The sequence below is a fragment of the Streptomyces sp. NPDC111744 genome, from assembly GCF_055634995.1.
In genome coordinates, this window is the sequence record NZ_JBVKCG010000006.1 from 201,611 (window position 1) to 221,234 (window position 19,624).

The 19,624-nt window shown below is 69.8% G+C and carries 17 protein-coding genes; 9 read left to right on the forward strand and 8 right to left on the reverse strand.

Annotated elements, in window-relative coordinates; all coding sequences use genetic code 11:
- Window positions 1-4: 4 nt before the first annotated feature.
- Genes ACZ7OO_RS15980 through ACZ7OO_RS15990 form a run of 3 tightly spaced genes read right to left on the reverse strand, consistent with a single transcriptional unit; the run spans window position 5 to window position 4,937 of the window.
- Window positions 5-3,517 carry a 5-oxoprolinase/urea amidolyase family protein gene (locus ACZ7OO_RS15980; protein ID WP_471505191.1) on the reverse strand — a complete coding sequence of 1,171 codons (3,513 nt, stop codon included), beginning with the start codon at window positions 3,515-3,517 and terminating at the stop codon, window positions 5-7.
- Complete coding sequence (locus ACZ7OO_RS15985) at window positions 3,514-4,116, reverse strand: urea amidolyase associated protein UAAP2 (RefSeq protein ID WP_352220013.1); 603 nt, start codon at window positions 4,114-4,116, stop codon at window positions 3,514-3,516. Before ACZ7OO_RS15985 ends, ACZ7OO_RS15980 begins: the two co-directional genes overlap by 4 nt.
- Complete coding sequence (locus ACZ7OO_RS15990; RefSeq protein WP_471505193.1) at window positions 4,113-4,937, reverse strand: urea amidolyase associated protein UAAP1; 825 nt, start codon at window positions 4,935-4,937, stop codon at window positions 4,113-4,115. Before ACZ7OO_RS15990 ends, ACZ7OO_RS15985 begins: the two co-directional genes overlap by 4 nt.
- 185 nt (window positions 4,938-5,122) lie before the next feature.
- Here ACZ7OO_RS15990 and ACZ7OO_RS15995 point away from each other — a divergent pair, with 185 nt between their 5' ends.
- From ACZ7OO_RS15995 to ACZ7OO_RS16020, 6 genes are all read left to right on the forward strand, one after another.
- Complete coding sequence (locus tag ACZ7OO_RS15995) at window positions 5,123-5,749, forward strand: TetR/AcrR family transcriptional regulator (RefSeq protein WP_471505195.1); 627 nt, start codon at window positions 5,123-5,125, stop codon at window positions 5,747-5,749.
- A gap of 323 nt (window positions 5,750-6,072) precedes the next feature.
- Window positions 6,073-7,659, forward strand: coding sequence for a sensor histidine kinase (locus ACZ7OO_RS16000; RefSeq protein WP_471505197.1), 1,587 nt, complete (start codon window positions 6,073-6,075; stop codon window positions 7,657-7,659).
- Window positions 7,656-8,063, forward strand: a complete 408-nt coding sequence (locus tag ACZ7OO_RS16005; protein ID WP_352220009.1) for a roadblock/LC7 domain-containing protein — start codon at window positions 7,656-7,658, stop codon at window positions 8,061-8,063. The genes ACZ7OO_RS16000 and ACZ7OO_RS16005 overlap by 4 nt, the downstream gene beginning before the upstream one ends.
- Window positions 8,060-8,473 (forward strand): DUF742 domain-containing protein, encoded by a 414-nt coding sequence (locus tag ACZ7OO_RS16010; RefSeq protein ID WP_471505199.1) that lies wholly within the window; start codon window positions 8,060-8,062, stop codon window positions 8,471-8,473. Before ACZ7OO_RS16005 ends, ACZ7OO_RS16010 begins: the two co-directional genes overlap by 4 nt.
- Window positions 8,454-9,074, forward strand: a complete 621-nt coding sequence (locus ACZ7OO_RS16015) for a GTP-binding protein (RefSeq protein WP_352220007.1) — start codon at window positions 8,454-8,456, stop codon at window positions 9,072-9,074. The genes ACZ7OO_RS16010 and ACZ7OO_RS16015 overlap by 20 nt, the downstream gene beginning before the upstream one ends.
- Window positions 9,075-9,124: 50 nt before the next feature.
- On the forward strand, window positions 9,125-10,597 hold the full coding sequence (locus tag ACZ7OO_RS16020; protein WP_471505201.1) for a cytochrome P450: 1,473 nt from the start codon (window positions 9,125-9,127) through the stop codon (window positions 10,595-10,597).
- A gap of 21 nt (window positions 10,598-10,618) precedes the next feature.
- On the opposite strand, the gene ACZ7OO_RS16025 is transcribed toward ACZ7OO_RS16020, so the two are convergent.
- The 3 genes from ACZ7OO_RS16025 to ACZ7OO_RS16035 form a co-directional block, all read right to left on the reverse strand.
- Window positions 10,619-11,560, reverse strand: coding sequence for an RluA family pseudouridine synthase (locus ACZ7OO_RS16025; RefSeq protein ID WP_471505203.1), 942 nt, complete (start codon window positions 11,558-11,560; stop codon window positions 10,619-10,621).
- Between the two features lie 104 nt (window positions 11,561-11,664).
- Window positions 11,665-12,765: a hypothetical protein gene (locus tag ACZ7OO_RS16030; protein ID WP_471505205.1), complete on the reverse strand. Its 1,101-nt coding sequence runs from the start codon at window positions 12,763-12,765 to the stop codon at window positions 11,665-11,667.
- A 508-nt stretch (window positions 12,766-13,273) separates the two neighbouring features.
- Window positions 13,274-14,800, reverse strand: coding sequence for an amino acid permease (locus tag ACZ7OO_RS16035; RefSeq protein ID WP_471505207.1), 1,527 nt, complete (start codon window positions 14,798-14,800; stop codon window positions 13,274-13,276).
- A gap of 211 nt (window positions 14,801-15,011) precedes the next feature.
- On the opposite strand from ACZ7OO_RS16035, the gene ACZ7OO_RS16040 reads away from it, so the two are divergent.
- The 3 genes from ACZ7OO_RS16040 to ACZ7OO_RS16050 all read left to right on the forward strand — a co-directional run bounded on the left by ACZ7OO_RS16040 (window position 15,012) and on the right by ACZ7OO_RS16050 (window position 17,603).
- The gene (locus ACZ7OO_RS16040; RefSeq protein WP_471505209.1) at window positions 15,012-15,644 is read left to right on the forward strand and encodes a PadR family transcriptional regulator; all 633 of its coding nucleotides are present in this window, start codon (window positions 15,012-15,014) and stop codon (window positions 15,642-15,644) included.
- A gap of 178 nt (window positions 15,645-15,822) precedes the next feature.
- A complete protein-coding gene (locus ACZ7OO_RS16045; protein ID WP_471505211.1) occupies window positions 15,823-16,830 on the forward strand; it encodes an ATP-binding cassette domain-containing protein in 1,008 nt (335 codons plus the stop codon).
- Entirely contained in the window at window positions 16,827-17,603 is a 777-nt protein-coding gene (locus ACZ7OO_RS16050) for an ABC transporter permease (RefSeq protein WP_471505213.1), read from the forward strand. The genes ACZ7OO_RS16045 and ACZ7OO_RS16050 overlap by 4 nt, the downstream gene beginning before the upstream one ends.
- Window positions 17,604-17,693: 90 nt before the next feature.
- On the opposite strand, the gene ACZ7OO_RS16055 is transcribed toward ACZ7OO_RS16050, so the two are convergent.
- Window positions 17,694-18,545, reverse strand: coding sequence for a siderophore-interacting protein (locus ACZ7OO_RS16055; RefSeq protein ID WP_471505214.1), 852 nt, complete (start codon window positions 18,543-18,545; stop codon window positions 17,694-17,696).
- 115 nt (window positions 18,546-18,660) lie between these two features.
- Entirely contained in the window at window positions 18,661-19,590 is a 930-nt protein-coding gene (locus tag ACZ7OO_RS16060) for a 5'-3' exonuclease (RefSeq protein ID WP_471505216.1), read from the reverse strand.
- Window positions 19,591-19,624: the final 34 nt, after the last annotated feature.

Genomic DNA, 19,624 nt, shown 5'->3' on the forward strand with positions numbered 1-19,624 from the left:
TCGGTCAGTTCGCGCTCGGTGCGAGGACCAGCAGTGCCGTCCCCGCCTCCACCTGGTCGCCCGGCCTCGCCAGGATCTCCGTCACCACTCCGGCCATCGGCGCATGCACCCTGGACTCCATCTTCATCGCCTCCAGGGCGAGGAGGGGTTGGCCGGTGGTCACCTCGTCGCCGGGTGCCACGTTCAACTGCCATACGGAGGCCGCGAATTCGGCCTCTATCAGACGGCCACCCGGCGGGACGGACACCTCGGCCGGTGCGGGGGAGGCGGGTGCCGTCGCCGTCTGTGCCCTCGCGAACTCGCCGGCCGCCTCCCAGGCGTCGCGCTCCGCGGCGAAGGCCTGCTGCTGGCGTGTCCTGAACTCCTCGACGGCGTCCGCGTGTTCGGAGAGAAACTTCTGGTAGGACGCCAACGAGAAGGTCCCCTCCTCGATGCGCGGCACGAACCTGCCGGAGGTGATGTCGGCCCGCAGGTCCAGGAGTTCCTCCGCGGACACCGGATACCAACTGATCCGGTCGAAGAAGCGCAACAGCCACGGCGAGCCCGGCTCGAACGCCCCGCGTTGCTGCCAGCCCGACCACACCTGGGTCGTACGGCCCACGAACTGGTAGCCGCCCGGGCCCTCCATGCCGTAGACGCACAGGTAGGCGCCGCCGATGCCGACGGAGTTCTCGGCGGTCCAGGTCCGGGCCGGGTTGTACTTCGTGGTGACCAGGCGGTGGCGCGGGTCGAGCGGAGTGGCGACCGGGGCTCCCAGGTAGACGTCGCCGAGGCCCAGGACCAGGTACTCCGCGTCGAAGACCGTGCGATAGACGTCCTCGACCGAGTCCAGGCCGTTGATCCGGCGGATGAACTCGATGTTCCACGGGCACCAGGGGGCGTCGTCGCGGACGCCCGCCATGTAGCGGGCGATCGCCTCACGGGTCGCCGGGTCGTCCCAGGAGAGGGGGAGATGGACCGTGCGGGACGGGACCACCAGTTCGTCGGTGGGCGGGAGTCCCACGACGATCTCCCTTACGGCGGACAGGAGTTCGGACTGGGTGAGAAGACCCGGGTCGGTCCGGATCTGGAGCGAACGGATTCCCGGGGTGAGGTCCGTGACCCCGTGCAGGTCAGCCGCCGTCACCGCCTCCATCAGCGCGTGGACGCGCATCCGCAGGGCCAGATCCAGTTGCATCGGGCCGAACTCGACCAGCAGGTTGTCGTCGCCGCTGCGACGGTAGGTCACGTCCCCGTCGCGGGCCAGGACACCGCCGTCGACGATCTCGGGGCGGGGCGCGCCCGTCACGTCCACCGGGGCGAACCGGACCGTGTCGCCGGGGCGGAGCTGGCCCAGCTTCCAGCGCTCGCTGCTCAGAATGGTCGCCGGGCACACGAAGCCGCCGAGGGAGGGGCCGTCGGGGCCGAGCAGGACGGGCATGTCGCCGGTGTAGTCCACGGCGCCGACCGAGTACGGGGTGTCATGGATGTTGGACGGGTGCAGACCCGCCTCGCCGCCGTCGGTGCGTGCCCAGCGCGGCTTGGGGCCGACCAGCCGGACCCCGGTGCGCGCCGAGTTGAAGTGCACCTTCCATTCGGCGGCGTAGAAGTCGCGGATGTCGTCCTCGGTGAAGAACTCCGGGGCGGCATGGGGACCTTCGGCGGCCGCGATGTGCCAGACGGCGGTGAAGCGCGGGCGCTCGGCGACGGGCTCGCCGTTCGCGACGGCGCCGCCGTGCAGGACGTCACCCGTTCGCAGCGCCCTGCCGCCGTGGCCACCGAAACGGCCCAGCGTGAAGGTGCTCGCACTGCCGAGGAAGGCGGGCACGTCCAGGCCGCCGCCGGCGAAGAGGACGTAGGTGCGCAGGCCGTGTTCGGTGGGGGCGCCGATCTCCAGCAGCCCGCCCGCCGGGACCGTCACAGGCTCCCACTGGGCGATCGGCGTGCCGTCGAGGGTCACCGGGGCCTGGGCGCCGGTCACGCAGACGGTTGTGGGGTGGGTGAAGCGCAGGGACGGACCCTGGAGGGTGCATTCGAGGCCGGGGGCGCCCTCCGGGTTGCCCAGTGCGCGGTTGCCGAGCCGGAAGGAGCGGTCGTCCATCGGACCGCACGGGGGCACCCCGACCTGCCAGTAGCCGGTGCGGCCCGGCCAGTCCTGGACCGTGGTGAGCGTGCCGGCGGCGACGACCTCGATCCGGGGGGTCGGGTCGGTGACCGTGGCGAGGGTCGCCGTCGAGTGGGCGGCGGCCCGGAAGTCCGGTTCGGTGAGTGCGGCACGCACCAGACCAAGGTTCGTCTCGATGCCGTCGACACGGGTGCGGGCCAGCGCCTCGTCGAGGGCGCGCAGGGCCTGGGTGCGGTCGGGGCCGTAGGCGATCACCTTCGCGAGCATCGGGTCGTACGACGTCGTCACCTCGGTGCCGGTCTCCACCCAGCCGTCGACGCGTACCCCCTCCGGGAACTCCACCCGGGTCAGCAGACCGGCGCTGGGCCGGTGGTCGCGGGAGGGGTCCTCGGCGTAGACACGGGCCTCGACGGCATGACCGCGCGGCTCGCCCGGATCCCGGACGACGTCGCTCTCGCCCCTCGCCAGGCGGAGCATGCAGGCGACGAGGTCGACGCCGTAGATCTCCTCGGTGACCGGATGTTCCACCTGGAGCCGGGTGTTGACCTCCAGGAAGTAGGCCTCCTCGCGTGCCGCGTCGTACACGAACTCGACCGTGCCCGCGGAGCGGTAGCCCACCGCAGCGCACAGGTCGCGCGCGGAGGCGGCGAGCTGTGCACGCACCTGCGACGGCAGGCCGGGGGCCGGGGCCTCCTCGACCACCTTCTGGTTGCGGCGCTGGAGGGAGCAGTCCCGGTCGCCGAAGGTGACGACCCTGCCCGTGCCGTCGCCGAAGACCTGGACCTCGACATGGCGGGCGTGCTCGACCAGGCGTTCCAGGAAGACCCCGGCGGAGGAGAAGGAGGCGGCGGCCACGCGCTGGACCCGGTCCCAGGCGTCGGCCAGTTCGGCGGCCGATCGACATGCCGACATACCGATGCCGCCACCACCGCCGGTGGCCTTCAGCATCACGGGATAGCCGATGGCGGACGCCTCGCGCAGCGCCTCGGCCAGGTCGGAGAGGAGCCCGGTGCCCGGTGCGAGGGGCACTCCTGCCGCCTGAGCCGCCGCCCGCGCCGTGTGCTTCGCGCCGAACAGGTCCAGCTGCTCCGGCGTCGGGCCGACGAACACGATCCCGGCTTCCTCGCAGCGCCGTGCGAAAGCGGCGTCCTCGGACAGGAAGCCGTACCCGGGGTGGATCGCCCCCGCGCCGGTGTCCTTGGCGGCCTTCAGGACCAGGTCGGCGTCGAGGTACGACTCCTTCGCCGGGGCCGGGCCGAGCCGTACCGCCTCGTCGGCGAGGCGGACATGGGGAGCCGAGCGGTCGGGGTCGGAGTAGACGGCGACCGTGCGCAGGCCCAGTTCGCGGGCGGTGCGGATGACACGGACGGCTATCTCGCCCCGGTTGGCGATCAGCAGGGTGTCGAAGCTCATCCGGCGGCCCCGATCGTCATCTCCACCGCTGTCGGGTCGAAGCCGTTGCAGGGGTTGTTGATCTGGGGGCAGTTGGAGACCAGTACGAGGACGTCCCGTTCGGCGCGCAGGGTCAGTTTCCGGCCCGGTGCCGAGAGGCCGTCGACGATGCCGAGCGTGCCGTCCTTCTCGACCGGCACGTTCATGTACCAGTTGATGTTGGAGACCAGGTCGCGCTTGCCGAGGCCGTGCTTCGCGCCCTCCGCCAGGAAGTTGTCCACGCAGGCGTGCTGCGACCAGGTGTGGTGGCCGTAGCGCAGGGTGTTGGACTCCTTGGAGCAGGCCCCGCCGACCGTGTCGTGGCGGCCGACCTCGTCGGCGACCACGGTCATCAGCGGGGTGTGTTCGTTGGAGAGCAGCACACTGCCGGTGGTGAGGAAGATGCCGCCCTGGGCGTGGACGGTGTCGGGAGCGCTGTAGCGGACCGCCGTGTCGTGGGCGTCGTAGACGAGGAAGTCGACGGCCTGGTTGCCGTGCAGGTCGGTGATGGTCAGGGTCTCGCCGTCGCGGATGACGGCGGACCAGGCGGCGCGGGCCGGGACGACGGTCTGCGTGGTCATGCGAGCCCCCTCGCGGCGAGGAATTCGGCGGTGTTCAGGAAGGCGCGGCGGCCCTCGGGGGTGGCGTCCCAGAGCGGGTCGCCGGGCGGGGTCGGGGCGGCGCGCCAGGCCAGGACCTCCAGGGGGGTGCTGACGTAGTCGGGGCGTGGGTCGGCCGGGTGCGGGACGTTCGCGATCAGCACGGTCACGTCCTGCTCGGCGCGGAGCGTGACGCTGCCGCCGGGGCCGGCCGAGCCGGTGAAGTCCAGCGTGCCGTCGTCGCGTACCTCCACGCCCTGGAAGAACGACAGGGACGGCGGCAGGTCGCGCGGTTCGAGGCCGTTCTTGGCCGCCGCCAGCTTGAACAGCTCGCGGCCGGCGGGGGAGGGCGACTGCGGGGTGCCGTCGCCGTAGCGGGCGGTGTTGCGGACCAGGGTGGAGGTGCCGCACAGGGCGTCGTGCCTGCCGGAGGTGTCGGCGACGACGGAGGCGAGGACCCGGCCCTGATCGGACAGGAGCAGCACACCCTCGCGGAGGTAGGCGTTCCACTGGACCTTGACCGTGTCGGCGACGTTCAGCCGCTCCCACGGGCGGCCCGTGACGTAGAGCAGGAGGTGGGCGCAGGCGTCGCCGAGCGGGTCGGTCAGGCGCAGCTCGGTGCCGCGGGCCAGGACGCGGTGCGTGTAGTTGCCCCCCGCCACCGTCTCCGCCCACACCAGGTGGCCGGCCTCGCAGGGCGGGTCCGGCCAGTCGGCCGCCGGTACGACGGGCATGGCCTCGGCGCGGGTGCCCTCCTGGGCGCGGGCATGCGCCCGGGCTCCGTACGTGGTCGCTGTCGCCATCGCTGACCTCCGGTTCCGTGGGCTCGGTGTTGTTTCTGTCGCCCGACAGAAATTAGGGGCGGGGCGGGTCGAGGGCGTTGCCGGGGCGTTCCGGCCCGGTTACCGAGGGCTCACCGGGGGAGCGCGGCCGGGCTGCCTGGCCTCGTGGTGATCGTCGTAGGGCGTCGTGTGCGAGGATCGAGCGCATGGGGACGAGCAGTGGCCGTCGGGTCGGCCGGCCGCGGGCGGCGCAGCGGCCGGACAGCGGTCTGGACCCGCGGGCCGAACTGCTTGTGGCCGCCGCCGAGTTGTTCACCACCCGTGGCTACGCGGCCACCACCACCCGGGCCATCGCCGAGCGGGCGGGCATGCGGCAGGCGTCGATGTACCACTACGTCTCCGGCAAGGAGGAACTCCTTGCCGCGCTCCTGGAGTCCACCGTCACGCCGTCGCTGGACTGGGCGCGTGAGCTGCTCGCGGACGACATGACCCCGGCCGAGGAGCGGCTGCGGGCCCTGTGCCGGGCCGACGTGGAGCTGCTGTGCACCGGGCCGCACAACCTCGGCGCGCTCTACCTGCTGCCCGAGGTGCACACCGAGCGGTTCGCCGGATTCCATGCCGTGCGGGCCGAACTCAAGGACGCCTACCGGCAGTTGATCGCTGCGACGGCCGTCGGTGGAGGGCTCGCCAAGGGGGTGCTGGAGCTGCGGACCGATCTCGTCTTCGGGCTGATCGAGGGCGTCATCCTGATCCACCGCTCCGAACCGGAGCGTCCCGTCGACGAGTTCGCCCGCGCCACTGCCGACGCGGCACTGCGGATCGCCGGGGTCTGAACCCGGCGGAGGTTTCGGCTCGGAGGACTGTTTCACCCGTCACGGTGAGTCGTCGTCGTACGTCCGTACGCCGTGACGCAGTGTGTGCGAACACACGCCCTGCGTGCAAAACGACCGAGGGTACTCCAGTCGTTTGGCTGCTTGCAGGTGCTTGCCGAATATGACACGGCGTTGATCCGGTCGGACTAAGCTCGCCCGCGGCGCACCGAGTTGAGATGAATTCGCGCGCCTGTTCCCAATCATACGGAAGATCCTGACTGCTCCATGAACCTTCCCCCCACGAACTTCCCCGACACCCAGCCGATTCGTCTCAGAAGGCATACATGGTGAGTGTGCAATCGCCTCCCAAAGGCCGTGAACTTCCCATGGCGCGCGTGCTGTTGCTGCCCGCCATACTGATGGTCGCGGCAACCGTGACCGGCGTCATCCTGGTGGCGGGGACCGCTGCCCGAACCGCCGTAGGCGGGTGCGGGGCCGTCGGCCTGCTGCTGGTGCTCGCGACGGCGGCGGAAGCGGTACGTCGCGGCCGCACTGTGCGGGATCTGCGTGCGGACCACGCCCGTAACTCCGCGTACTTGGAACAGCGCATCGCCGCCCACGACCAGGAGATCGTCCGCTTCGGGCAGGAGATCCTGCCCGAAGCGCTCTACCGGCTGCGCTCCGGCGAATCCCCCGCAGAGGCGGTTCGCCAAACCGTCGACAGCGAACCGGCCTGGCGTGACATCCCGGAGTCGCAGCGCGCGTTGCTCAGCTACGTGCTCGGCATCGTGGACACCGAGGAGATCATGCGCGACTCCGCGCAGCGCTCCTTCGTCAGCGTCGCCCGCCGCGTCCAGGCAATCGTCCACCAACAGGCCAAGGAACTCCGGGAGATGGAGGAGGACCACGGTCGTAACCCCGAGGTCTTCGACGACCTGCTGCGCATCGACCACGGCAACGCGCTGATCGGCCGCCTGGCCGACTCCATCTCCGTCCTCGGCGGCGGCCGACCCGGCCGCCAGTGGCCGCAGCCCATTACGCTGTACAGCACGCTGCGCGGCGCGATGTCGCGGATCCTGGAGTACCGTCGGATCTCGCTGGACTCCATCGCCCAGGTCAACATCAAGGGCATCTCCGTCGAGCCGGTCATCCACGCCGCCGCCGAACTCCTCGACAACGCGACGCGCTACTCGCCGCCGCAGACCAAGGTGCATGTCACCGCCGTCGAGGTGCAGACCGGCGTCGCCATCGAGATCGAGGACTCCGGCGTCAGCCTGAGCGAGGAGGCCCGGGCCCGTGCCGAGGACATGATCGAACGGGCCAAGGCCGGCGTCGACCTCCAGGACCTCGGCGAGAGCCCCCGCCTCGGCCTGGCCGTCGTGGGCCGCCTGTGCCGGGCGTACAACATGCAGGTCTCGCTGCGGCAGTCGGCGTACGGCGGAGTCCGCGCGGTCCTGATCGTGCCGTCCGACATGATGACCACCGACGCCGCAGTCGGGAAGGCCCACGGCATCGGCGCCACCGCCGCGCCCAAGCTCGAACTCGGTGCCGTGGAGGGTCCCAAGCGCGCGCCCAAGCGTCGCCGTCCCACCACCGCACCGCGTATCCCGGTGACGGTCAGCATGGAGGACGACGTCCCCGAGGTCACCGAGTGGACGGCGAACGGACTGCCCCAGCGCCGCAGCCGGGTCAAGATCCCACTCTCCCAGCGGTACGCCGAGGCGGCGGCCGCGGAAGCCGCCGAGGAGGCCGCCCGGGCGGCCCGGCCGTGGGCGCCCGACCCCGAGCCGGAGCAGAAGGACGAACCCGAACCGGGGTTGTGGGTCGAGGCGTTCATGAAAGGACTCAAGGGCGCCCCGGACCCGACCGCTATCACCCAGAAGACCGAGCCGGCCCGCGACGAGGCCGATGACGAGGGGGACCTCAAGTGATCCAGCAGCGTGGCAACTTCGACTGGATGCTCAGGGATCTCGCCAACGGCGTACCGGGCATCGAGCAGATCGTGGTGCTCTCCGCCGACGGCCTGCGCATCGCCCGCCACGGCGGCGATCCGGACGCCGCCGACCGCGTCGCGGCGGCCTGCGCGGGACTGCAGAGCCTTGCCGGCGCCGTCGCCCAGGAGATCCCGGACAGCACCGGCAAGATGAAGATGGTCATCATCGAGATCGACGGCGGCTACTTCTACCTGATGGCCGCGGGACCCAACGCCTACCTCGCGGTGCTCTCCGACGTGGTCGCCGAACCCGGGTACATGAGCGGCCATATGCGCGACCTCGTCGTGCGGATCGGCGCCCATCTGACCAGTCCCCCCAGGCGCAACGGGCAGACCGTATGACTCCTCCGAAACGCCAGCGGCGCTACCTCAGGGAAGAGCCCCTTCCGGAGCCCCGCACATCGGGCGAGGAGAAGGGCGAGGACAAGGACGTCGAGCGGCTGTACGTGCTCACGGGCGCGGTCACGGACGGCGAGCGCGCGCCCCTCGACCTGGTCACTTTAATCGTGGCGCGCGCCGACCCGCCGCCGTCCTCCCCGCCGGAGCAGTCGGCGCTGATCCGGCTCTGCGCGACCCCCCTGTCCGTGGCCGAGTTGTCGGCCTACCTCAGTCTGCCGTTCAGCGTGGTGACCGTCCTGCTCACCGAGTTGCTGACGGCCGAACTGGTACAGGCGCGCGCCCCGATCGTCCGGCAGGCGCTCCCCGACCGTTCCCTTCTCGAAACAGTGATGCATGGACTTCAAAAGCTCTGACACCATCACGGGTCCACGAACAGAGAACCATCTTCCGCACACGGCCCAGGCCGCGGTGAAGATCGTGATCGTCGGCGGCTTCGGGGTCGGCAAGACGACCATGGTCGGCTCGGTCAGCGAAATCACTCCGCTGACCACCGAGGAGACCATGACGCAGGCCGGCGTCGGAGTCGACGACAACTACGGCTCGGACACCAAGACGGCCACCACCGTCGCCATGGACTTCGGCCGCATCAGCATCACCGAGCAACTGGTGCTGTACCTCTTCGGTACCCCGGGCCAGGAACGCTTCTGGTTCCTGTGGAGCGGCCTGTTCGAAGGCGCCCTCGGCGCTGTCGTCCTGATCGACACCCGGCGCCTCGAAGTGAGCTTCGACGTCATAGGGCGACTGGAGGAGCGAGGCGTGCCCTTCGTCATCGCCGTCAACTCCTTTCCGGATGCGCCCCGTTACCCGATCGAGGACCTCCGCTCGGCACTCGACCTGACGCCGGAGATCCCCATCGTGGAGTGTGACGCACGCCGCCGGGCCTCCAGCCGCGACACGCTCATGACGCTGATGCGCTTTCTGCATTCCCTGGAGATGGCGAAGACGTCCGTCTGAACGCAGCAATCAGCAATCCGCAGATCCATTTCAGTTCCGGAGCGATCACAGTGACGCCTGAATCCAACTCCCTGACCGGTACGGACGACCCCTCGCTCGGGCCGCCCCCCGGCTGCCCCGCACACGGCCTGGGCCCCGGCGGGCTGCGCCGGCTCTACGGCGCCGAGGCCGAGGACCTGGGAGCCGTGTACGAGAAACTCCGCGCCGAACACGGCTCCGTGGCTCCCGCGCTGCTCCACGACGACGTGCCGATCTGGGTGGTGCTCGGCCACAGCGAGAACATGCACATGGTGAGCACCCCCTCGCAGTACTGCAAGGACAACCGGTTGTGGGCCCCGATGCGGGACGGCATGGTCAAGCCCGACCACCCGCTCATGCCGCACTTCGCCTGGCAGCCCATCTGCGCCCACGCCGAGGGTGACGAGCACCTGCGGTTGCGCGGCGCGGTCACCGGCGCGATGTCGACCATCGACCACCGGGGCATCCGCCGCCACATCAACCGCGCGACGCAGTACCTCGTCAACAAATTCTGCGAGGAGGGCACCGCGGACCTGGTCGGTCAGTTCGCCGAGCACCTGCCGATGGCGGTGATGTGCGAGATCCTCGGCATGCCTGAGGAGTACGGCGACCGGTTGGTGCAGGCCGCCCGCGACTGTCTCAAGGGCAGCGAGACCGCGCTCGCCAGTCACTCCTACGTCATGGACGTCCTTGGCCGGCTCGCCGCCCGCCGCCGCGCCCGGCCTCAGGAGGACTTCACCAGCCACCTCGTCACGCACCCGGCCGGACTCACCGACGACGAGGTCAGGGAACACCTGCGCGTGGTGCTCCTCGCCGCCTACGAGGCCACCGCCAATCTCCTCGCCAACGTGCTGCGCGTGGTGCTCACCGACCCCGGCTTCCGCGCCCAGCTGAACGGCGGCCAGATGACTGTGCCCGAGGCGGTCGAGCAGACCCTGTGGGACGAGCCGCCGTTCAGCACCGTGTTCGCCTACTTCGCCAAGCAGGACACCGAGCTGGGCGGACAGCGCATCCGCAAGGGCGACGGACTCCTCCTCGGTATCGCACCGGGCAACGTCGACCCGCGAGTCCGCCCCGACCTCAGGGCCAACATGCAGGGCAACCGCTCCCACCTCGCCTTCAGCGGCGGCCCCCACGAGTGCCCGGGTCAGGACATCGGCCGCGCCATCGCCGACGTCGGCGTCGATGCGCTGCTGACCCGCGTTCCGGACGTCCAACTCGCCTGCGAAGAGCACGAGCTGCGCTGGCGGTCGTCCATCTCGAACCGGCACCTGGTGGAACTGCCGGTGACGTTCGCACCGAAGCCCCAGCAGGACATCATGCAGCGGCCCGCTGTCAACCCGGTGCCGCTGCAGCGCCCGAACAGCCGGCAGACCGGCACGGAGCAGCCACTGCCCGAGGCTCCGGAGCCGCCCATCCCGGCCGGCGAGCCCACGTCGGCACCCGAACCGGCCCGCCGGCCGGGCGTGTTCCGGCGCATCCTGGAATGGTGGCGCGGCAACTGAGCCGACCGGGCACCGGAAGGGCTATGCCGCCCACTCCTCGTACGACGACCAGGCCCGCAGCACACGCGGGCTGACGAACCGGTGGTCACGCCCCGTGACCGGGTCGGTGAACTCCAGTACCCGCGCCAGCAGTTGGAGCGGACGACGGAAGTCACCGGCCGCCACGGGGCCGGTGACCACCGGATAGAGAGGATCGCCGAGGATCGGCACCCCCAACGCGCTCATGTGCACCCTCAGCTGGTGAGTCTGCCCGGTACGAGGCATCAGCCGGTACCGGGCACGCTCGTTCCGGTGCTCCAGCAACTCGATCCGGGTGACGGCGTTGGGCTCGCCGCCGACCTCGCGAGCCGCCACGACCCCGCGCTCCTTGACGATCCGGCTGCGCACGGTACGGGGCAGGACCAGCGCGGGGTCGTACGGCGCCACGGCCTCGTACTCCTTCGCCACCCGCTTGTCCCGGAACAGCGACTGGTACGCGCCGCGCTCCTCGGGCCGCACGGTGAACAGCACCAGCCCGGCCGTCAACCGGTCCAGCCGGTGCGCAGCGCCCAGCGTCGGGGCGCCCAACTGCCTCCGCAGCCGTGCCAGGGCCGTCTCGGCGACATGGCTGCCACGCGGTGTGGTGGCCAGGAAGTGCGGCTTGTCGGCGACCACCACGTGCTCGTCCTGGTACAGGACTTCGACCGCGAAGGGCACTTGCTCCTCGGCGGGCAGCTCCCGGTGGAACCAGACGAACATCCCCGGCACGTACGCCATGTCCCGCGGCACCGGACGCCCGTGGACGTCCACGATCTGCCCCGCGTCGAGCATTCCGTCGATCACCCCGGCCTCGGCCGCGAGCCGCGCCACGAGATGATCCCGCACGGTCGCCCACGCGTGCCCGGCAGGCAACCGCACCCGCACCGCATCCACTCCCTCGCGCTGCGGCAGGGGAGAGGGCGGGGACGGAGCACGGCGTCTCATCCGATCAAGCATACGAGGGCCGTGGCGTGCCCGGCTCGCTCGGCGCTCGTCCAGCGGTTCCTGCGCCGCAGGTCGGCTCCCGAGGTGCTTGCTCTCTCGCCTGTTCAGGCGGGGAGCCTCGTCGGTTGTGTCTCCGGCCGCGCACTCTGGTGGAGGGAGTGACCGCACGACTCGGCGATCCGATGTCGCCTTGCCGCATCGAATACCTTCTCGAGCCATTCATCTGTCGGCACCTTGCCGAAGAGCCGCTCGAGCTCGCGGGCCATCGGCGGAGCCAGCGGGAATCGCCTTCCATGTCGGCGTTCCTGGTAACGGTCCTGAATCTGCACGAAGAGGAAGCCGCTGCGGCCGAAGTGAACCAATGGCTCTGGTGCACCGGAGAAGACCAGGTCGTCGATGAGGTCGAGGTAGATCGACCGGTAGCTTGCCTTCCTTTCCTCCGACCGGGTTTCATTTGATGTCGGCTGATGGTTGTCCACCGAGTAGATGCCGAGCGCCGACTTGCACAGATCCATGGAGAGGCAGTCGCAAATGGCGCTGTCCATGAGCCAGTTGAAGGAAACCGGGCCCGTTCCGCTGTTCCGGGCGACCATGATGGCGGTGCCATAGGCATTTCCGGTGTTACCTCGGAACATGACCCCGTCCCACATGTCCGGCGAGTCGCTCAGCTCGGCATGCAGGCCGATTTGTTCGTTCCCCGGGTGGAAGTCCATCTTCTCCGCGTACTGGACTACCGCTTGCCGGACCAGCGACAGCAACGCATGGGTCGCGTCACGCCCCCAGTCGGCCGCCTCCATCGCCTGCACCAGGTCAGGTACGGACCGGCCGTACATGCGGAAGCGGCCATTGACCAGATCGAGCGGGGGGATGCAGATGTCGTCGATGATGGTGGCGAAGGCTATGTAGTGAAGGCCCAGCGGATCCGCGCCATACCGCTCACCACACCAACAGGCCATCCACTGGATGGTGTCACGGCATGCGCGTGACACCGTGTCAGCAGCCTTGACATCATGCTTCTTTGTCCAGTCGGAGTAGTTTGCAGGGTTCCTGCCGCGTCGCCCTCCGGCCGTGTCCCACTGTTCTACGACCTTGTCCAGTAACGGCCACACATTCACGCGGTGGCGCTGTGTGACCGGGCCTACGTAGCCTTTTCCCCCCATGACGGCGTACAGATGAGCGGTCTGCTTGTTGTAACGCGACCTCATGGCCGAGGGGCGGACAGTTGTCGCCGGGTTTCGCGGGTAGTGCAGGAAAGTACACGCCGTACTGCGATCACAGTCCCGCCCGCACCAAAGATCGTGCGCACGATGCAGCAGTTCCTGAGTGCCCTGTGATTCTGACAGCTGCTCCAGAGCCTCCTGGGCAGAGCCCTTCCAAGCGAGCATGTCCGGAGTTATTGTCCCGACCTCAACGCCACTTGCTGTCATAGCCCGAGCCTCCGCAAGAAATTCCCACTTCTGGCCGTGATGCCAAGCGTGCGTCGACGTCGGTCGCCGTGCAGGGGCGTATTGCGAGCGGACAGCGGCATACGAGGGGCGCACTTGGCTGAAATGTCGTCACCGATGATAGCTGTTGGGCTTGATCAGGCAATAGTTGATTCTCATACACCCTCAGATCTTGCGACGTCTGATCGTTTCTGACGCTGTTCGGTCGCACGGGGGTGATGTGACGCCGACGAGGCATGTGGCGGGACGTGAACTCAAGACCAGATCACTAGGCCGCCTCCGGCACGGCCACCGCCGCCCGCTGCTCGGCCCGGGTCAACCGCCACAAGGCACCCAGTCCAACCGTCACCGCCAGGAAGAGGACGGTGAACCACCGGAAGTACCAGTGGCCCCCACTGGGGTCGTACACCGCCCCCCGAGGCCAGGCCAGGTTCACGGACATCACCAGCCCGTACAGCAGCGCGACCGCGTTGACCGGCACCCCCCACCACCCCAGCGAGAACAACGCCGCCCCGGTCTCGTCCGTGCCCTCGGCACGGAACTCCCCCCGCAGCCGCCGCACCAGCAGCGGTCCGGTGACCATCGCGTACGCGAGATACAGCATCACGATGCACGTCGTACCGATCGCCAGGAACGCGTCCGGCGAGGCGAAGTTGAGCAGCAGCAACACGGCGGCCAGCACCCCGACCACCACGGCCGGCGCTCCTGGCATCCCCGTACGGGGATTGACCCGCGCCAGCCGGCCGGCGAACGGCAGTTGCCCGTCACGGGCCATGGAGAACAGCATGCGAGAGGCCGCGGTCTGGATCGCCAGCGTCGCCACCCCGATGGCCACCACCACGTCGGCCAGCAGCGCCCGGCCCACCCCGTCGCCGAGGCTGCTGGTCAGGACGTAACTCAGCCCGTCCACTCCCAGCCGCCCGTCGGTCAGGCTCGGCGCGGCCAGCAGGCCGCCGAGGACGACAAGGCCGCCCAGCAGCCCCGCCGCCCCGAGCGCCGTAAGGATCGTGCGCGGCGCCGTCCGCCGCGGCTGGTGCGTCTCCTCGCTCATCTCGCCCGCGCTGTCGAAGCCGATCATCACGTACGCGGCCGTGAACGAACCGACCAGCAGGGCGCCCAGCAGGCCTCCCTCGGCGGCCGTCCCGGTGTGGAAGGTGATGCCGGGGGAGCGCTTGGAGTGGGTGAGCAGCAGCACGATGATCAGGACCGCGCCGATGATCTCGGCGGTCACCCCGACCCGGTTGATCACGGACATCACCCGGTTGTCCATGATGTTCACGAGGGTGGTCAGCACCAGCAGGACGACGCCCAGGACGGCCGCGTTGGCGGCTCCGTCGGCCGAAGTGGGCGCGGAGTCCGTGCCGACGAGCTGGAAGCCGGACCAGAGCGCCGGCAGCACCATCTGCAGGGCCAGGGCCGCCGCCGCGACCACCACGATCTGCCCGATCACCATGATCCAGCCGGCGAACCAGCCGAAGGACGGGTTGGACAGACGTGAGGACCACTGGTAGATCGCGCCCGAGATCGGATAGCGCCCGGCGAGTTCGGCGAAGCAGGCGGCCACCAGCAACTGGCCGATCAGCACGGCCGGCCAGGCCCAGAAGAAGACCGGGCCGCCGAAGGCGTACCCGAAGGCGAAGAACTGGAAGACGGTCGTCAGTACGGAGATGAAGGAGAACCCGGCGGCGAACGAGGCGTACCGGCCGAGGCTGCGGTGCAGCTCCTGGCGGTAGCCGAACTCCTCCAGGGAGTGGTCGTCGGTTTCCTTGAGGGAGTGGTCGTCGGTGGTCGTCACGGCGGTACCTGCCTGTCAGGCGGATTTCCTGTCGGGCGACAGAAATTAGGGACGCGCTGTTTCGACGGCGTCACACCGGCGTATCCGGGGCGGGCCCAAGTCCTCACGCCCTTGCGAAGCCACTCCGAACGCGATACATCGTGTGTATTGACGGTCGCGCTGGAGACGCGATATGTTCGGCCACGGATATTCGGAAGCGAGGTGGTTCGGTATGGCGGCGAAGCGGCGCAAGCTCAGCAATCCTCTGGCGCTCGTCGTGCTGACGACCCTCTGGCAGAAGCCGATGCATCCGTACGAGATCGCCCAGACCATGCGCCGTCAGGGCAAGGACACCAGCACCCGGATCAACTACGGCTCGCTCTACACGGTCATGCAGAACCTGGAGAAGCACGGCTTCGTAGAGGTGGCCGACGTGGAGCGGCAGGGCAACCGCCCGGAGCGCACGGTCTACGGCATCACCGACGCCGGGCGCGAGGAGATGGTCCACTGGCTGTCGGATCTGGTGGCCGTCCCGGTGAAGGAGTACCCGATCTTCGAGACGGCGCTCTCACTGCTGGGCGCCCTGCCGCCCGACGAGGTCGCGCGCCTGCTGGAGGAGCGGCTGCGCTCCCTGGAGGTGGAGGTCACCGGCGGCCGGGCCGTGCTGGAGAAGCTGCACGAGACGCTGCCCCGGCTGTTCATCGTCGAGGTCGAGTACCACCTGCACATGCTGGAGGCGCAGACGGAATGGGTCCGCGGCTTCGTGCGGGAGATACAGGACGGTTCACTGGCGGGCGTCGAGGGCTGGCGCCGGTTCCATGAGACCGGCGAGTACCCGCCGGAGTTCACGGAGGTGGACCAGTAACAGAAACAGACCCCGGCAGAGCTGTTGCAGCAGCTCCGCCAGGGTCTCGAACCCCGAGCTGAATCCGCCGTGAGGCAGATCCGGGCGATCGAGGTGCGGCACACCCAGGATAGCCCGGCGCTCCTCAGGCGGATCAGCTGTCATCCCCTGTCATCCGCTCAATCAGGAGAGCCCTGTCATGAACACCCGTGCGCCCGCAGTGCAGGCGCGCCAGCTGATCAAGACCTACCCCGGTGATGTCACCGCGCTGAACGGCATGGACGTCACCGTCGAACCCGGCACCGTCTTCGGGCTCCTTGGGCCCAACGGCGCCGGCAAGTCCACCACCGTCAAGATCCTCACCACTCTGGCCAGCCCTGACTCGGGCACCGCCACCGTGGCCGGCCACGACGTGCTGCGCCATCCGGACCGGGTGCGCCGGGCGATCGGCGTGGTCGCCCAGAACTCGGGCGCCGACCCGGTCGCCACCGGCCGCGAGAACCTCCGGCTCCAGGGCAGGCTCTACGGCCTGCGCGGAGCCGCGCTGAACCGCCGGGTCGACGAACTTCTGGACCGTTTCACCCTCACCGACGCCGCAGGGCGTCAGGTCAAGGGCTACTCCGGCGGGATGCGGCGCCGCCTCGACGTGGCCCTCGGCCTGGTCCACCGCCCCGAGGTGCTGTTCCTCGACGAGCCCACCACCGGTCTCGACCCCGAGGCCCGCACCGCGATGTGGGACGAGATCGGCCGGCTGGCCGGCGAGGAGGGCCTGACCATCCTGCTCACCACCCACTATCTGGAGGAGGCCGACCGGCTCGCCGAGCGGATCGCGATCGTCGACCGCGGCCGGGTCGTGGTCGAGGGCACCCCCGACTCCCTCAAGGGCGAACTGCGCGGCGACGCCGTCCATGTGGAGCTGCGCGAGGCGCCCGGCGAGGCCGGCCGCACCCTGCTCACGGGCGCACTGACCGGACTGGCGGGCGTGCGCGAGACGCTCTTCGACGGCCGTCGGATCAGTGCCCGTGCCGACGACGGCGCCGCCGCCATGCCCGCGCTGCTCGCCGTTCTTGAGCGGGCCGGGGTGACCGTGGTGGCCGCGACCGTCGCCCGCCCCTCCCTCGACGACGTCTACCTGCGCCACGCGGGCCGCCGTTACGCCGAGGCCGACACCGCCGACACGCTCGCCCCGGCCGGAGGTGCCCGATGAGCAACGCGCTCTCCCAGACCTGGTACATGACCCAGCGCCAGCTGCTGGTGTTCGCCCGCCAGCCCGCGTACGCCGTCATCACCCTGATCCAGCCGGTGATCTGGCTGTTCCTGTTCGGCAACCTCTTCAAGAAGGTCGTCGAGCTGGGCGGCTTCGGCACCACCAGCTATCTCGACTACCTGGTGCCGGGCGTGGTCGTGATGAGCGCCCTCAGTTCCAACATGTGGGCGGGCATGGGTACGTTGGAGGAGATCCAGCGCGGCACCCTCAACCGCTTCCTGACCACACCGGTCAGCCGGGCCGCGCTGATGAACGGCAACGTGGTGAACAACGGCCTGGTCACCGCCGGCCAGTCGCTGATCATCGTGCTGCTCGGGCTGCTGGGCGGCGCCGACTACCCGGGCGGGATCGGGGGCATCGCGGTTCTGGTGGTGGCCGCCGTACTGCTCGGCACCGTCTTCGGGGCGCTGTCCAACGCGCTCGGGATGCTGGTGCAGGAGCGGGAGTCGATCATCGGGATCAACACCTTCCTGCTGCTGCCGCTGACCTTCCTGTCCAGCGCCTTCATGGCGCCGTCCCGGATGCCGGGCTGGATGCGGCACACAGCCGACTTCAATCCGCTCAACTGGGCGATGGTGGCCGGGCGTTCGGCGATGTCGGCGGATCCCGACTGGGGTGCGGTGCTCGGTCGTGGCGGCGCGCTGCTGGCGCTGGCGGTCGCGGCCGTGTGGCTGTCCATCAGGACGTTCCGGTCGTACCAGCGTTCGGTGTGACCGACACGGGACCGGCGGCGCCTCCGGGTGCCGCCGGTCCCGAGGCCGCGCGGCCCGACCGCGTACGGCCTCGTGGCCTCCGGGAACTTCTCAGGCGGCGGCCGCCGCTCCGCCGCCCTCCTGCTCCGCCTCGATACGGGCGTTCCAGTCGCGCTTGGAGGCCTGCCAGCCGTCCTCGTTGTGACCCAGGCGCCAGTAGCCGGAGATCGACAGATCCTCGCGCGGGATCTGGTGCTCGACGCGCAGCAGCGCCCGCAGCTCCTTCACGAAGCTCGCCTCGCCGTGGACGAAGGCGTGCACCCGGCCCTCCGGGAACTCCAGCGCCCGTACGGCCGCGACCAGGGCCTCGCCGATGGGCCGCTCGCCCCGGTGCAGCCAGACGACCTCCACATGGGAGTCGATCTTCTGCTCCTCCTCGGGGCCGGAGATCTCGATGAAGGCGAAGGCCTTCGCCTCGGGGGGCAGGGACTCCAGGGAGCGGGCGATCGCGGGCAGCGCGCTCTCGTCGCCGGCGAGCAGATGCCAGTCGGCGTCCGCGTCGGGGGCGTAGGCGCCGCCGGGGCCCATGAAGTGCACCGTCTCGCCGGGCTGGACACGGCACGCCCAGGGGCCGGCCAGGCCCTCGTCGCCATGCACGACGAAGTCCAGGGTCAGCTCGCGGTGTTCGGCGTCCCAGGAACGCACCGTGTAGGTCCGGGTAACGGGCCAGTGCTCGCGTGGGAACTCGGCGCGGATCCGCTCCATGTCGAAGGGCTCCGGATAGGTGACGCCTTCCGCACCGAAGAGGAGTTTCACATAATGATCGGTGCAGGTGTCCGCGGCGAAACCGGCCAGTCCGTCACCGCCGAGAACGACGCGCTGCATATGCGGGCTCAGCCGCTCGGTGCGCACCACCTGGGCGGAATGGGGCTTACGCGCCTTACGTCCCGGGCGCTCTGCCATGACCGGCCTCCCTGCTCCACTGGTTAGGTTTGCCTAAGTTAGCATCTCCTTCCCAGTTAACACCTCCTCCATGAACACTTGATGAGCGGGTTTTGCCGGAACAATTCTCTGACAGTCACCCGCCGAGTGTCAGCAGCAGCCGGTGCAGCGAGCCGCCCAGCCCCCAGCGCGCCGACAGCGCGTCCAGCCGGGCGGGATCACGCGGGGCCTTCGGCAGCGTGGTGTCGACGTCCGGCAACGGGACGTCCCCGGCCACCCGGACGACCGTCGGCGCGACGGCCACATACGGCCGGGCCTCGTCCAGCCGCTTGCGCTGCGACGGGGTGAGCCTGGCCTTCGGGTCGTCGACGGCGGTCATGATCCCGGCCAGGTCACCGAACTCGGCGAGCAGCTTGGCGGCCGTCTTCTCACCGATGCCCGGCACGCCCGGCAGACCGTCGCTCGGGTCGCCGCGCAGCAGCGCCAGATCCGCGTACCCGCGTCCGTCCACCCCGTACTTCTCGCGCAGCCACGCCTCGTCGGTCGTCTGCAGCGTGCCGACGCCCTTGAGCGGGTACAGCACCCGCACCCCGCGCCCGTCGTCCACCAGCTGGTAGAGGTCACGGTCGCCGGTGACGATGTCGACCGGGCCGTCGGCGCGCGCGGTGAACGTGCCGATCACGTCGTCCGCCTCATAGCCGGCGACGCCGACCCGGGCGATACCGATCGCGTCCAGCACCTCCTCGATGACCGGCACCTGCGGGGAGAGGGTGTCCGGCACCTCCTCCTCGTCCGGTCCCGCCTCGTGTTCCTCGGCGACGCGGTGGGCCTTGTAAGAAGGGATGAGGTCGACCCGCCACTGCGGCCGCCAGTCGGCGTCCATACAGGCCACCAGCCGGTCCGGACGGTGGTCCTTGACCAGCCGGTCGATGAAGTCCAGCAGCCCGCGCACGGCGTTCACCGGCGTGCCGTCCGGCGCCCTCACGGAGTCCGGGACGCCGAAGTAGGCGCGGAAGTACAGCGAGGCGGTGTCGAGAAGCATCAGTCGTGCGGTCACGCCTCGCATCATGCCGCACGGCACTGACAGCGGCGGGGTGCCT